The sequence below is a fragment of the Pseudomonas sp. Irchel s3b5 genome (assembly GCF_900187435.1).
GTDB lineage: Bacteria > Pseudomonadota > Gammaproteobacteria > Pseudomonadales > Pseudomonadaceae > Aquipseudomonas.
In genome coordinates, this window is record NZ_FYDY01000006.1 from 169880 (window position 1) to 182122 (window position 12243).

The following is a 12243-nucleotide window of genomic DNA, read 5'->3' on the forward strand; positions in this document are numbered from 1 at the left end:
ATGAAGCCAAATGATAAGGACTCACATTTGCCTTCTCAATCGAACACTTCGTGGAGGAGTTACCAGATGTTGCACAACCGTAAATCCACCACGCTCCTCAGGCTTTGGCGAGCGCTGGCAAATCGCCGATCAGCCCTAACGCCTCACGCACAAACAACGCCTTGGCCTCGGGCATCTGGTCAACCATCTTCAACCCGGTATTGCGCAACCAGCGCACCGGCAGCGGATCGGCCTGGAACAACCGCTCGAAGCCTTCCATCGCCGCCATCAACGCCAGGTTGTGCGGCATGCGCCGACGCTCAAAGCGGCTGAGGACCTTCACGTCCGCCAGACGCTCGCCACGGGCAGCGGCTTGCAACAGCACTTCCGCCAATACCGCTGCATCGAGAAACCCAAGGTTTACACCCTGACCGGCCAGTGGATGAATGGTGTGGGCCGCGTCGCCGATCAGCGCCAGGCCTTGCGCCACATAACGCTTGGCATGACGCTGACGCAGCGGCACGCACAGGCGTGGGTCGGCACTGAGGACTTCGCCGAGCCGGCCTTCGAAGGCGCGTTCGAGCGCTTTGCAAAAATCCGCGTCGTCCATGGCCATCAGGCGTTCGGCCTCGCTTGGCGTGGTCGACCAGACAATTGAACACCAATCCTGCTGCCCGTCCCGCTCCAACGGCAGAAACGCCAGTGGACCGGTGTCGGTGAACCGCTGCCAGGCCGTCGATTGATGGGGCTTGGCGCTGCGCACACTGGTGACGATCGCGTGGTGCAGGTAATCCCACTCGCGCGTCGCGACACCGGTCAGGCGTCGCACCGCCGAATTGGCGCCGTCCGCCGCAATCACCAGCGGCGCACGCAAAGTACGGCCATCGGCCAGGGTCAGCAGCCAGTCGTCGCCGGAGCGGCGCATCTGCTCCAGGCGCGCGTTGGCCAGCATTCCCAGGTCGCAATCGTGCAAACGGTCAAGCAAGGCGTCCTGAACCACGCGGTTCTCGACGATATGCCCCAGCGCGTCGGCATGCACGCTGGCCGCCGAGAAATGGATCTGCCCGGTGCCGCTGCCATCCCAGACCTGCATGTCGGTGTAAGGGGCACTGCGGCGCTTGACGATGCCGTCCCACACGCCCAGGCGTTCGAGAATTCGCTGGCTGGCCGCCGACAAGGCGCTCACCCGCGGTTCAAACGGTGCCTGGTCGTCGAAACGCTTGACGCTCAACGGGCTGCCGTCCAGCAGCAGGACTTCCAGACCGCTGTCCTGCAATGCCAGCGCCAAGGCGCTGCCCACCATTCCGGCCCCGACAATCAGCAGATCTGCGCGCATTTCCATGCTTTAAGCCTGTCTCTCTTGCGGCTTGAGCCGCACGTAAAGGGTTTTCCCGACCCGGGCCACGAGGTGACCGGCGCCGTCATGAATATCGACTTGCAGTTGCGGCAGGTATTTTTCGCCATCGGCCGTCTGCCGGCGGATCTCATCGAGCAAGGTGTCGTCAATGGTAAAGCGGGCGAACACCGGACCTTTGCCCGGCGAGATGAAATCGATGTCGGCGGCCTTGTCCCAGACAATGTATTGGCGTCCGAGGTTTTCCATCAGCATCAGCATGAAAAACGGATCGACCATCGAGTACAGGCTGCCACCAAATTGGGTACCGACATAATTGCGGTTGTACCAGGTCAGGCCCATGGACACCCGGACATCGCGAAAATCGTCACTGATGTGCTGCACCCGCACGCCCGCGCCGAGGTATGGCGGGTAGAAGCTCATGAAGCGGCGCATCAATCGGGCTTTGCCGAACTTGCGAGTCAGCCACTTAAGCATCAGGGCGAGTACCCAAGCCCATGGCCTGGCGGGCGAACCAGCGTTTGGCCGGTGGCAGCAGATCGAGGCCGAGCAGGCCGATGTTGCGCCCCAGGGACACCAACGGCTGGGTGCTTCCGAACAGGCGCGTGACCTGATCGGAGAAGCCCACGGTAAGGTCCTGATCGAGGCGCTGACGTTCGCGGTACGCCTGCAACGTGGCGAAATCGCCCAGTGTTTTTTCACTGGAGAGCAAGGCATCGGCCAACGCCTGGGCATCACGCAGGGACAGGTTGAAACCCTGGCCGGCAATCGGGTGCAGGCTGTGAGCAGCGTTGCCGAGCACAGCCAGATGCGGTCGCACCTGTTCCTCGGCTTCCACCAGTGTCAGCGGATACAGATGCCGTGCGCCGACCTGTTTCAACGTGCCGAGGCGATAACCGAACACGCCCTGCAACTCGCTGAGGAAGCTGCGCTCATCGAGGGCTGCGAGTCGTTGCGCGTCCATGCCCAGACGGGTCCAGACCAACGCACAGCGGTTTTCCGGCAGCGGCAACAACGCCATCGGGCCGTCATCGGTGAATCGCTCGAACGCCATGCCGTTGTGGGATTCGCTCGGGGTGATGTTGGCGATCAGCGCGCTCTGGTTGTACGGGCGCGTCTTGATGCCGATCCCCAGTTGTTCACGCAGACCGGAACGGCCGCCATCGGCGAGGACCGCGAGATCGCATTCCAGAGTGGTTTCATCGTTGAGGGTCAGGCGATAGCCATCGGTCAGCGGCTCCATGCGCGTGACTTCCGCCGGGCAACGCCAACTGATCACGTCCTTGTCCAGGCCTTGCCACAGGCATTGGCCGAGCCAGGCGTTTTCCACCACATAGCCCAGCGCCGGAACGCCCTCTTCCATGGCTGACAGGCGCGCAGTGGAAAAACGGCCACGGTCGGACACATGAATCTGCTTGATCGGCTCGGCGCGGCGGGAAATCTCCTGCCAGATGCCCAACCGCTGGTAAATCTGCCGGGAACCGAAGGACAACGCCGAAGAACGAGCGTCGTAGCTCGGTTGATACGTATCGCCAGGAGCAAACGGTTCGATCAGCACGATTTTCCAGCCCCGGGCCTTGGCCCCGGCCTGTAACGCCAACGCCAGGCTCGCACCGACCAGACCGCCACCGATAATCGCCAGATTGACTCGACTCATGCTGCTTGCGTCCGCGCTTGAGCCATCAAGGCCTCGATCTCGGCGACCGTTTTCGGCACGCCGTGTGTCAAGATTTCACAGCCGGTTTTGGTGACCACTACGTCGTCCTCGATGCGCACGCCAATGCCGCGCCATTTTTTCGCGACTTTCTGATTGTCCGGGGCAATGTAGATGCCCGGCTCCACGGTCAGCGCCATGCCGACTTCCAGCACGCGCCATTCACCACCAACCTTGTATTCGCCGACATCATGCACATCCATCCCCAGCCAATGGCCGGCGCGGTGCATGTAAAACGCCTTGTAGGCTTCGCTGGCGATCAACTCGTCGACGGTGCCCTCAAGCAGGCCCAGTTTCAGCAGACCGGCCGTGATGACCCGGACCGTCGCTTCGTGCGCCTGATTCCAGTGTTTGTTCGGGGCGATTTCAGCGAAGGCCGCTTCCTGGGAAGCCAGCACCAGCTCGTAAATCGCTTTCTGTTCCGCCGAATACTTGCCGCTGACCGGAAAGGTGCGGGTGATGTCGCTGGCGTAGCAGTCGATCTCGCAACCGGCGTCGATCAACACAAGATCGCCGTCCTTGAGCAGCGCGTCATTCTGCTGGTAATGCAGGATGCAGCTGTTGCGCCCCGCCGCGACGATCGAGCCGTAGGCCGGCATTTTCGCCCCGCCCTTGCGGAATTCGTAATCGAGCTCCGCTTCCAGACTGAATTCGTGCAAACCGGCGCGACAAGCCTGCATGGCTCGAACGTGCGCCTGGGCGGAAATCCGCGCGGCCTCGCGCATCACCTTCACTTCTGCCGCCGATTTATACAGGCGCATGTCGTGAAGCAGATGATCCAGGGCAACGTATTCGTTCGGTGGCTGGGCGCCGAGGTTGGCCTTGGAGCGGATCACGTTGATCCAGTCCATCAGGTGGCGGTCAAATTCGGGGTTGCTGCCCATGGCCGAGTACACCCGGTCGCGCCCTTCAATCAGGCCCGGCAGGATGTCGTCGATATCGGTGATCGGGAACGCGTCGTCGGCACCGAAGTCGCGGATCGCGCCCTCTTGCCCGGCACGCCAACCATCCCACAACTCGCGCTCGGCGTTGCGCTCGCGGCAGAACAGGATGTATTCGCCATGCACGCGCCCCGGCATCAATACCAGTACAGCCTGAGGCTCGGGAAAACCGCTGAGGTACTGGAAGTCACTGTCCTGACGGTAGACGTGCTCGACATCGCGGTTGCGAATGGCCACCGCGGCGGCAGGCAAAATAGCGATGCTGTTGGGTTCCATCTGCGCCATCAAGGCCTTGCGGCGACGGCTGTATTCCGATTTCGGGATATGGATCATGGGCAGATGGTTTTCCCTTTTCTACGATTAATGCAAAGACGGTTTGGCGGCAGCCGGCACGTCTTTTTTGGTCTCGGAGAACAGCAGCAGCGGCGCGACGCGCAAGTATTCCATCACTTCCATATAGTCGGTTTCGCCGTCTTCGGACTCTTCCAGGGCGTCTTGCACCTGGGAAATGGCCGCCAGATCCTGCAAAACCTCGGTGGCCTCGGTGCTCAGGGCGCTGCTGTCACGGCAGTTCAAGCCGAAACCGCTGAGGAAGCCCTGACACCATTGGCCCAGTGCGATGGCACGGTCGGCAAGCGGAGCGTCGTCGGTCGGCAGCAGCAGAACGACGGTCACGTCGTCACCGGTGAGCTCGCCCTTGACCATCTCTTGCAGGCCGATCAAGGCGCTGCGAACGTTGTCCTGCGGTTCGTTTTCGAGCAATTCGGCGGCATCGATCAGCCAGCCTTCGGCATCGAAACCGGCGCCGGCGCAGCTGCGGCCGAGCAGCAGGCCATGCAGTTCGGCGGGCGAGACGTTATGACCGCTGGAGGTCAGCAGGGTGGCAAAGGCTTGGTACGGGGAATTCTGAATGGTCATGGGCAGCTAGGCGCCAGACGGCGCTATGTCTAGAATGAAGGCCTTGTATCCTACATCGACTACCCCTGTAGGAGCGAGCACGCTCGCGATGGTCGCAAACGATTACGCTGGGTACCTGACACTCCGCGGCGTTATCAAACTCATCGTGAGCAAGCTCGCTCCTACAGGCCGACACCCATCAGACAGTGAAGACAATGGAAGACACCGACCTGCAAGCGCTGATGGCCAGACTCGAGCTGCTGATTGACCGAGTCGAGCAACTAAAGAGTCAAAATGGACTCTTACTAGCTCAGGAAAAGACCTGGCGCGAGGAACGCGCGCACCTCATTGAAAAAAACGAAATCGCCCGGCGTAAGGTCGAATCGATGATTTCGCGCCTCAAGGCCCTGGAGCAAGACTCATGAGTTCAAGCAATAGCGTCACCGTGCAGATCCTCGACAAAGAGTATTCGATCATCTGTCCTCAGGAAGAGCGCAGCAACCTGGTGAGCGCCGCCCGTTACCTGGACGGCAAGATGCGTGAGATCCGCAGCAGCGGCAAAGTCATCGGTGCCGATCGCATCGCCGTGATGGCCGCGCTGAACATCACGCATGACTTGCTGCACAAGGAAGATCGCCCGGATGTGCAAGTCAGCGGTTCGACCCGCGAGCAGGTTCGCGACTTGCTCGATCGCGTCGACCTGGCGCTCGCCGCCGATCCGGACGTCACCAAAGGCTGATTAGCGCAACCGCTTGAGGTATACTCGCATCACTCCCTGGGGTGCTTGCCAGTTGACCACGTCCCTGAGCCGATTCGCACTACCCTGGAGGTTGCACGTTGGGCTGGTGTGCATGTCCGCTAGACGGAAAGCCTTAAAGCCTACTGCATCTTCCACCTTGAACTTTCGGGTTCAAGGGCTAAGTCAGCAGCGGTTCATCCGGGGAGCCTGATTCCAGTCCGATGCCGGTTTAAATACCGGCATCGGCTTTTTTACGGGTACGCTTTACGTATCCGTCCTGCCGAAGCCCGATTCCATGACCGAACCTGCGCTGCTTCCCCGCCCGCAACTTCGACGCATGCTGCGCAAGGCCCGCCGCGCACTGACACCCAGTCAGCAGCGCCAGGCCGCTCGCGGGCTGTACAAGCAATTGGCTCAGCAGCCATTGTTTCGCCGCGCCAGACACATCTCGCTCTACCTGCCCACCGACGGTGAAATCGACCCGCGCCTGTTGTTGCGTGCCGCGCAACGCCGGGGCAAGGCCACTTACCTGCCGGTCCTGAGCGCCTGGCCGCGAACCAAAATGGTCTTCCAGCGCATCCGACCGGGGGAAAAGCTCAAGCCCAACCGCTTCCGCATCCTTGAACCACGAGCCAACATCGCCCGTCAACGCAAGGTCTGGGCGCTGGATCTGGTGCTGTTACCGTTGGTGGGTTTTGACGATGTCGGTGGCCGACTGGGCATGGGCGGTGGCTTCTATGATCGAAGCCTGGCTTACCTGGCGCGTCGCAAGGACTGGCGCAAGCCAACGTTGTTGGGACTGGCCCATGAATGTCAGAAGGTCGAGCGATTGGCTCAGGCGAGCTGGGATGTGCCGCTGCAAGGAACGGTAACGGACAAGGCCTGGTATTACGCAGGCTAGACGCCACTGGAATCAGCGACGCCGAAAAAACACGATCAGCGCTTGAAGGCTGTCGACTGTTGCTGCAGCTGAGCGAGTTCAACCGGCGCGTCAGTCTTGCTGGCCCACAGGCTTTGGGCATAGCCAGTGGTCACGACGCCAAGGCCGAACAAAATGACCAGAATCCATAGTAAATCCGGTTTGCGTTTCATCGATTGCCCCCCCAAAGGCACATCAACACGATGACAGCAGCGGTTTCCGTTTGTAGGCCGTGCAGCAGCGTCAAGCTTTAAAGGCCGGCATTTTGCGGCAACGTGAACCGCTGCGCAAACGCTGACGTCAACCGACTGTCGGTTTGTCATAAAATCGCCCGACAACCTGTCCAACCACCTCGCAAGGAGCCAGAACCATGGCCTATTGGCTGATGAAATCCGAGCCCGACGAACTCTCGATCAAAGGGCTGGAAAAGCTCGGCAAAGCGCGCTGGGACGGGGTTCGCAACTATCAGGCGCGCAACTTCCTGCGGGCGATGGCGGTGGGGGATGAGTTTTTCTTCTATCACTCCAGCTGCCCCGAGCCAGGGATTGCCGGGATCGGCAAAATTATCGAAGCCGCGTATCCGGACCCGACGGCGCTGGAACCGGAAAGCCACTACTACGACCCAAAGGCCACGGCTGAGAAAAACGCCTGGAGCGCGATTGATGTCGCTCACGTCGAGACGTTTGCTCGGGTGCTGAAGTTGGACTATCTGAAGCAGCAGGCTGCGTTGGCCGAGATGCCATTGGTGCAGAAGGGTTCGCGGCTTTCGGTGATGCCAGTGACTGAAGATCAGTGGGCGGCGGTGATTGCACTGCGCTGAGATGCCTTTGTAGGAGCCGGCTTGCTGGCGATGGCGGTCTTGAGGGCGCTATCGCCAGCAAGCCGGCTCCTACGGATCCAGCATTACTGGATGATCAAATTGTTGAACAACAGATCTTCAACCACCGGCTTGCCGGTTTCATCGTTCATGATCTGCTGGGTCTGCTTCAGCGCTTCCTGACGCAGCTTTTCCTTGGCCTCGACGTTGTTCATCGTCTCGGTGGTCTGCTGGGCAAACAGCGCCACCAGCTGATTACGAATCAACGGTTCGTTGGCCTTGACCGCTTTGGTCGCCTCTTCACCGGTCACGCGCAACGCCACATCGGCCTTGTAGACCTTGAGCTTGGGCGTGCCGTCCAAACCATAGTTGCCCACGAACGGCGGGCTCAGGGTGATGTAATTAACCTTCGGCGCCGTTTCACCCTCTTTGGCTTCTTCGGCCACCGCTGCCACAGGCAGAGACAGGGCCAGCATCAACATGATCCACGCTTTCACAATTCGCTCCTTATCCGGTTTGCGGCCTAGCATAACGACCCGCCAAGCCAGCACAAGCTTATGGCTGACTATCAGGGTCGGGCATGCTCGTTGACCCGTCGACTCACACACCTACACTTATCGGCCATCACTCCCAAAGGAATAGCCCTGATGAAAGCCGTGCTGTGCAAAGCCTTCGGCCCTGCCGAATCGCTGGTGCTGGAAGACGTCGCCAGCCCTGTCGCGAAGAAGAACGAAATCCTGCTGGAGGTGCACGCCGCCGGGGTAAATTTCCCCGACACGCTGATCATTGAGGGCAAGTACCAGTTCAAGCCGCCCTTCCCGTTTTCCCCGGGCGGTGAAGCGGCCGGGATCGTCAGCGAAGTGGGTGAAAAGGTCAGCCACCTGAAAGTCGGCGACCGGGTCATGGCCCTGACCGGCTGGGGCAGTTTCGCCGAACAGGTCGCGGTGCCGGGTTACAACGTACTGCCCATCCCGCCATCCATGGATTTCAACACCGCCGCCGCGTTCAGCATGACTTACGGCACCTCGATGCACGCCCTCAAGCAGCGCGGCAACCTGCAACCGGGTGAAACCCTGCTGGTGCTCGGCGCTTCCGGCGGTGTCGGCCTGGCAGCCGTGGAAATCGGCAAAGCCATGGGCGCCCGTGTCATCGCCGCCGCCAGCAGCAAGGAAAAACTCGCCGTGGCCAAGGCTGCCGGCGCCGATGAGCTGATCAACTACAGCGAAACCAACCTCAAGGAAGAAATCAAACGCCTGACCGACGGCCAGGGCGCCGATGTGATCTACGACCCGGTCGGCGGCGACCTGTTCGACCAGGCCATCCGCGCCATCGCCTGGAACGGCCGCCTGCTGGTGGTCGGCTTCGCCAGCGGGCGCATTCCCGAACTGCCAGTCAACCTGGCCTTGCTCAAGGGTGCGGCAGTGCTCGGCGTGTTCTGGGGCTCGTTCGCCCAACGCCAGCCGCAAGACAACGCGGCAAACTTCCAGCAACTGTTTGGCTGGTTTGCCGAAGGCAAGCTGAAGCCGCTGGTGTCGCAGGTTTATCCCCTGGGCAACGCGGCGCAGGCAATCAATGATCTTGGCCAGCGCAAGGCGGTCGGGAAAGTGGTGGTTCAGGTTCGCTGAATCTCGATGCGAAAAAAGCGCGGCCATGCAGCCGCGCTTTTACTGCCGTCAAAGCAACACCCGAATTTCCTCCGGTAAAAACCGCACATACCGGCTCGCCGGATGCACATTACAGCGCTGCACAATCGAAGGGACGCTGGCATTGAGCTTGGCAATCAGAGCCAGGCGTTTCTCTTCCGGCAGTTGCGTCGGTGAAAGCGAGTGGGTCAGGTAACTGCGGGTCCAGCTGAAAACCGGCAGGTCTACCCACGAGGACGTGGCAATGTTCAACGATGCCCGTGCGATGGCACTGCATTTCACCCGTTCCAATTCCTTGTTGACGTGAAAGGGATGCTCTCTGTCCAGCCTGTAATCAATGGGTGCAACCACGGTGACTTGCGCAGGCTGATCCTCGGTAATCGTCCATGGCTTGAATCGCCATTGATTAACGGCGGCCAATGACGCCTCTCCGAGTTCGGGATGCGCATTTTCCGCAATCACGGCATCACTGACTGATCCATCGGCCTTCACCGTCATGCTGATACGCACCACGCCGGTGATACCCGCCCGGTACAGCGCCACCGGATAAATCGGCTTCGGGTTATCTTCAGGTATCAGGAATACCTCTCCGGCCCAGATATCCACTGATACCAGCAACAAAAGTCCACCCAACCACCACCGCATATCCCTACTCCCTTCGCCTGCAACGCCAGACCTGGCAACAGCACAAAAGGTTACGGATCAAGGTCGTTGCGCATAACGCCATGACTTCCGTTTTGAACGAAGGACCTTTCCCAAAGGCCTGCCCTCTTTCAGGCAGCTCGAATGCCCCTCAACGAAAACAGGTAACGCTTCCTACAACGCCCTTCACTTATACCTGAGCGACATGTTCATAAAGGAACGCTCGCTTTCCAACATTTCCGCTGTTTTGCCGATGAGAACCGGTGCTATTTTCGGTAACGAAACTGTAACATTCGCATCCGCAGTCAAAACAAGAAATTTGGAGCTCTTGAATGTTTGCTTTCTTTCGTCCTGCCGCACATCAGGCTCCATTGCCTGAAGAAAAAATCGACAGCACCTACCGGCGCCTGCGCTGGCAGATTTTCGCCGGTATCTTCATTGGCTATGCGGGTTACTACCTGCTGCGCAAGAACTTCTCCCTGGCCATGCCGTACCTGATCGACGAGGGTTACTCCCGTGGCCAGCTGGGGCTGGCAATGTCTGCCATCGCCATCGCCTACGGTCTTTCAAAGTTCCTGATGGGCCTGGTGTCCGACCGTTCCAACCCGCGGTTCTTCCTGCCGTTCGGCCTGTTGGTGTCGGCCGGGGTGATGTTCGTTTTCGGTTTCGCGCCGTGGGCGACGTCCAGCGTGACCATGATGTTCATTCTGCTGTTCATCAACGGCTGGGCCCAGGGCATGGGATGGCCACCGAGTGGCCGGACCATGGTGCATTGGTGGTCGCAGAAAGAACGCGGCGGTGTGGTGTCGGTGTGGAACGTGGCGCACAACGTCGGTGGCGGTTTGATTGGCCCGTTGTTCCTGCTCGGCATGGGCCTGTTCAATGACTGGCACGCCGCGTTTTATGTGCCGGCAGCGGTGGCGCTGGCAGTGGCGGTGTTTGCCTTCGTGACCATGCGTGACACCCCTCAATCCGTGGGCCTGCCGCCCATCGAGCAATACAAGAACGACTACCCGGAAGGCTACGACGCCAGTCACGAAGAGGAATTCAGCGCCAAGGAAATCTTCGTCAAATACGTGCTGCGCAACAAAATGCTCTGGTACATCGCCCTGGCCAACGTCTTCGTTTACCTGCTGCGCTACGGCGTGCTGGACTGGGCGCCGACCTACCTCAAGGAAGCCAAGGGCTTCACCGTGGATAAAACCTCGTGGGCGTACTTCTTCTATGAGTGGGCAGGCATTCCGGGCACGCTGCTGTGCGGCTGGATGTCGGACAAGATCTTCCGTGGCAACCGTGGCCTGACCGGCATGGTGTTCATGGCACTGGTGACGGTTGCGACGCTGGTTTACTGGCTCAACCCGGCCGGCAACCCGATGGTCGACATGATCGCGCTGCTGTCCATCGGCTTCCTGATCTACGGCCCGGTGATGCTGATCGGCCTGCAGGCGCTGGAACTGGCGCCGAAGAAAGCGGCCGGTACGGCGGCGGGCTTTACCGGTCTGTTCGGGTATCTGGGGGGGTCGGTCGCGGCCAGTGCAGCGATGGGCTACACCGTGGACCACTTCGGCTGGGATGGCGGTTTCGTGCTGTTGGTGGGCGCCTGCTTGCTGGCGATGGCCTTCCTGGCCCCGACGCTACGTCACAAACAAGTCGCCAGTCAGGGCCGCGAAGCACTCGCTTGATCGGCTTTTGACTTACAACGCTTGAGCCGCGCCTCCAGATTCCGGTCTGGCATGGCGTGGCTGCGCAGGGCGTGCGCGGTCTGCTCGACATAATCGCGAGTGGTGCCGTAACGCCCGCAAGCGTTTTCAAACACGTGACTCAGGACATGATCCGGCAAGTTGCCGGCATAGCTGGGCAGGTGCCGCTCCAGAACAAATCCCAATGCCTGAACCTGATTTCCATCTTCGAGACGGCAGTTGAGCCAGTGCGGGCGATAGGAAGGGAACGGCATCTCGCGCTGCCAGAGCGCATACAGCGAGGCTTCAAGTTGTTCTTCGGGCAAACGGTAGGCGAAACCGCTGCAAGAGCCGCCGCGATCCAGGCCAAATACCAGGCCGGGCATTTCCGGCGTACCGCGATGTTCGTGGGACCACAGGTACAACCCGCGATGGTAGCCATGCACCCGGCCACGAACGCGTTCGACCGCCGTGCATTCCGGTCGCCAGATCAGCGAACCATACGCAAACAGCCAGACCGGACCGCCCTTGTGGCGCGCCATGGTCGATTGCATTGAGCCGAGTAATTGTTCGTGCGTGAGCTGCGGCCCCAGATCGAGCTGCGGAGGGTAAGCCAAATTCAAAAAAGCAGATTCAATGGCGCTCATGGCGAATAGCGTTCAGCTCCCCGCGAGTGAAGGATTACTTAATAGAACGTACCGTTGTAACAATAAGGCACATTTGTTTTAAGGCAATTTGAATGCCATGGCTGTTTTCAATTAATTGCTTGAATGACATATAACCTAGCGACACTTACATAAATTTATAAATGCCGATTGGCTATATATGGAGTTATAAACCTGTAGGAGCGAGCAGGCTCGCGATGGTCGTTAACGATTACGCAGGGAGTCTGGCTGCCCGCGGCGCTCTTGGGTCCATC

General features: G+C 59.9%; 15 protein-coding genes and 1 other RNA gene. 7 read left to right on the plus strand and 9 right to left on the minus strand.

From position 1 onward, the window contains the following. Nucleotides 1-97: 97 nt before the first annotated feature. The 5 genes from CKW15_RS09430 to CKW15_RS09450 are packed head-to-tail and all read right to left on the minus strand — an operon-like array spanning nt 98 to nt 4906. On the minus strand, nt 98-1315 hold the full coding sequence (locus CKW15_RS09430) for a 2-octaprenyl-3-methyl-6-methoxy-1,4-benzoquinol hydroxylase (protein ID WP_177408793.1): 1218 nt from the start codon (nt 1313-1315) through the stop codon (nt 98-100). Nucleotides 1316-1324: 9 nt separating this feature from the next. Beyond that, nucleotides 1325-1810: a DUF4442 domain-containing protein gene (locus CKW15_RS09435; RefSeq protein WP_095057537.1), complete on the minus strand. Its 486-nt coding sequence runs from the start codon at nt 1808-1810 to the stop codon at nt 1325-1327. After that, nucleotides 1803-2990: a 2-octaprenyl-6-methoxyphenyl hydroxylase gene (gene ubiH / locus CKW15_RS09440; RefSeq protein WP_095057538.1), complete on the minus strand. Its 1188-nt coding sequence runs from the start codon at nt 2988-2990 to the stop codon at nt 1803-1805. Before ubiH ends, CKW15_RS09435 begins: the two co-directional genes overlap by 8 nt. Next, nucleotides 2987-4321, minus strand: coding sequence for a Xaa-Pro aminopeptidase (gene pepP, locus CKW15_RS09445; RefSeq protein WP_095057539.1), 1335 nt, complete (start codon nt 4319-4321; stop codon nt 2987-2989). The genes ubiH and pepP overlap by 4 nt, the downstream gene beginning before the upstream one ends. A 27-nt stretch (nt 4322-4348) precedes the next feature. Further along, nucleotides 4349-4906, minus strand: a complete 558-nt coding sequence (locus tag CKW15_RS09450) for a YecA family protein (RefSeq protein WP_095057540.1) — start codon at nt 4904-4906, stop codon at nt 4349-4351. A gap of 194 nt (nt 4907-5100) precedes the next feature. Between CKW15_RS09450 and CKW15_RS09455 the strand changes: the two genes are divergently transcribed. The 4 genes from CKW15_RS09455 to CKW15_RS09470 all read left to right on the plus strand — a co-directional run bounded on the left by CKW15_RS09455 (nt 5101) and on the right by CKW15_RS09470 (nt 6525). Beyond that, nucleotides 5101-5310, plus strand: coding sequence for a TIGR02449 family protein (locus CKW15_RS09455; RefSeq protein WP_003177365.1), 210 nt, complete (start codon nt 5101-5103; stop codon nt 5308-5310). Next, nucleotides 5307-5624 carry a cell division protein ZapA gene (locus CKW15_RS09460; RefSeq protein ID WP_095057541.1) on the plus strand — a complete coding sequence of 106 codons (318 nt, stop codon included), beginning with the start codon at nt 5307-5309 and terminating at the stop codon, nt 5622-5624. Before CKW15_RS09455 ends, CKW15_RS09460 begins: the two co-directional genes overlap by 4 nt. A 30-nt stretch (nt 5625-5654) precedes the next feature. Continuing rightward, nucleotides 5655-5833: non-coding RNA, 6S RNA (ssrS, locus tag CKW15_RS09465), on the plus strand. 86 nt (nt 5834-5919) lie between these two features. Further along, nucleotides 5920-6525, plus strand: coding sequence for a 5-formyltetrahydrofolate cyclo-ligase (locus CKW15_RS09470; protein ID WP_095057542.1), 606 nt, complete (start codon nt 5920-5922; stop codon nt 6523-6525). A 35-nt stretch (nt 6526-6560) separates the two neighbouring features. Here CKW15_RS09470 and CKW15_RS28465 read toward each other — a convergent pair whose 3' ends face one another. Beyond that, nucleotides 6561-6716, minus strand: a complete 156-nt coding sequence (locus tag CKW15_RS28465) for a hypothetical protein (protein WP_007978897.1) — start codon at nt 6714-6716, stop codon at nt 6561-6563. Nucleotides 6717-6913: 197 nt separating this feature from the next. Between CKW15_RS28465 and CKW15_RS09480 the strand changes: the two genes are divergently transcribed. Continuing rightward, a complete protein-coding gene (locus CKW15_RS09480; protein ID WP_095057543.1) occupies nt 6914-7363 on the plus strand; it encodes an EVE domain-containing protein in 450 nt (149 codons plus the stop codon). A gap of 83 nt (nt 7364-7446) precedes the next feature. On the opposite strand, the gene CKW15_RS09485 is transcribed toward CKW15_RS09480, so the two are convergent. Continuing rightward, nucleotides 7447-7857 carry a flagellar basal body-associated protein FliL gene (locus tag CKW15_RS09485; RefSeq protein ID WP_095057544.1) on the minus strand — a complete coding sequence of 137 codons (411 nt, stop codon included), beginning with the start codon at nt 7855-7857 and terminating at the stop codon, nt 7447-7449. 150 nt (nt 7858-8007) lie between these two features. Between CKW15_RS09485 and CKW15_RS09490 the strand changes: the two genes are divergently transcribed. Beyond that, complete coding sequence (locus tag CKW15_RS09490) at nt 8008-8985, plus strand: NADPH:quinone oxidoreductase family protein (RefSeq protein ID WP_095057545.1); 978 nt, start codon at nt 8008-8010, stop codon at nt 8983-8985. Nucleotides 8986-9033: 48 nt separating this feature from the next. Here CKW15_RS09490 and CKW15_RS09495 read toward each other — a convergent pair whose 3' ends face one another. Beyond that, nucleotides 9034-9648 (minus strand): energy transducer TonB, encoded by a 615-nt coding sequence (locus CKW15_RS09495; protein ID WP_095057546.1) that lies wholly within the window; start codon nt 9646-9648, stop codon nt 9034-9036. A 329-nt stretch (nt 9649-9977) separates the two neighbouring features. On the opposite strand from CKW15_RS09495, the gene glpT reads away from it, so the two are divergent. Further along, nucleotides 9978-11327, plus strand: a complete 1350-nt coding sequence (gene glpT, locus CKW15_RS09500) for a glycerol-3-phosphate transporter (protein WP_095057547.1) — start codon at nt 9978-9980, stop codon at nt 11325-11327. Here glpT and CKW15_RS09505 read toward each other — a convergent pair. Next, nucleotides 11303-11971, minus strand: coding sequence for a gamma-glutamylcyclotransferase (locus tag CKW15_RS09505; protein ID WP_095057548.1), 669 nt, complete (start codon nt 11969-11971; stop codon nt 11303-11305). The genes glpT and CKW15_RS09505 overlap by 25 nt on opposite strands. Nucleotides 11972-12243: the final 272 nt, after the last annotated feature.